This window comes from Gemmatimonadota bacterium, from assembly GCA_026706345.1.
Classification (GTDB): domain Bacteria; phylum JAAXHH01; class JAAXHH01; order JAAXHH01; family JAAXHH01; genus JAAXHH01.
Window position 1 is genome coordinate 1 of record JAPOYX010000121.1, and the last position, 1,285, is coordinate 1,285.

A 1,285-nucleotide genomic window follows, 5' to 3' on the forward strand; every position below is an offset into this window, starting at 1 on the left:
ACGCCGCATCCGGCGGCCCTGCATAGACAATCCTTATTGGATGCCATGAATGGCACGGACCGGGACGTCTCAAGCAGTCACCCGGCGGCCAGCGCGTCAGCGGCAAAGTAAGGCAGGCACGGGAGTGTCGGAGGCGTCCGCGCTCATCCGATACTTCAGCTTATCTCCGTCTCGTCAGCAAAATCCCAGACCCGCAGCACCCCCGGTTTAACCCGAACCAGCACGAGGTCGGCCTCGCGGAAGGGCTCAACATAGGCCGGTCCCCGCTTGGCTCCCAGATAGCGCACGGCGATCCGCCGGGTGGTCTCAAACGCGTCCGCTCGCTCGATACTGGCCTCCCCGCGCACCTCAATCCCCCGGTAGGGAGGGCTATCTTCGGCGACGCTGATACTCACTCTGGCATCACGCCGAACGTGACGGGCCTTGATATCCTCGTTCGCCACCGCAACCGTAAAGCCGCCGTCTTTCCACTCGTGCCAGACGGGGGACATCAGGACCGTCCCGTCTTTGAAATGGGTCGCCAGGGTTGCGCATTTGGGTTGATCCAGGAAGTCTCCCAGATCTTCGAGACGTAGATTTTTTCGCATGATTCTCCCCTACTGCCGGGCATCTACGGGTACACGCAGGGCCGCGTGGACCACTCGTACACAACGCCTTCGGCCGTCAACCGGCCGGACGCCGAAGCGAGAGCCGACGTTTCAATCTTCCTCACAACAGTAGCCGGTATCTCACCCGGGTTTACCAGCCGCCCGTCAATAAAAATATCGACCACCAGGTCGGGTCCGCTGTCTGTTTCCATCAGTCTAGTCGTCCGAAAAGCCGCACACCTTGGCGCCGCGCACCGAAGCCGGCTTCTCGGTACAGCGCGTATACCAGGCGACCACATTGGGGAAATCCGCGTCCAGCTTCAGATCTTCCCACGCCCCATAGCCCCAGTCGAGGCAGCCGACCCAGGGAAAGGTCGCGATGTCGGCGATCGTGTATTCATCGTCCATCACATAGTCCCGGCCGTCCAAACGTTTTTCCAGCACGCCCAGGAGCCGCCGGGCTTCATTGGTATAGCGCTCGGTCGGATACGGAATACGCTCTTTGGCAAATTTATAGAAGTGGCCGAACTGCCCGAACATGGGACCGACCCCGGCCATCTGAAAAAACAGCCACTGGATGCACTCGCTACGCCGGTGGGGGTCAGCCGGCAGCAGCCTGCCCGTCTTCTCCGCCAGGTATAACAGCATGGCCCCGGACTCAAAGATGGACAGCGGTTTCCCGCCCGGACCGTCAGGGT

2 protein-coding genes are annotated in these 1,285 nt (G+C 61.2%); both read right to left on the bottom strand.

The window, feature by feature from the left end; all coding sequences use genetic code 11:
* Window positions 1-155: 155 nt before the first annotated feature.
* Window positions 156-587: a TIGR03618 family F420-dependent PPOX class oxidoreductase gene (locus OXG98_08040; GenBank protein MCY3771954.1), complete on the bottom strand. Its 432-nt coding sequence runs from the start codon at window positions 585-587 to the stop codon at window positions 156-158.
* Between the two features lie 216 nt (window positions 588-803).
* Window positions 804-1,285, bottom strand: a 482-nt coding sequence (locus OXG98_08045; protein MCY3771955.1) for a glutathione binding-like protein, incomplete at its 5' end; no start/stop codon positions are given.

Excerpts from the sequence above, each read along its gene's own strand:
- OXG98_08040 (MCY3771954.1), bottom strand. The coding sequence starts at position 587 with ATGCGAAAAAATCTACGTCTCGAAGATCTGGGAGACTTCCTGGATCAA.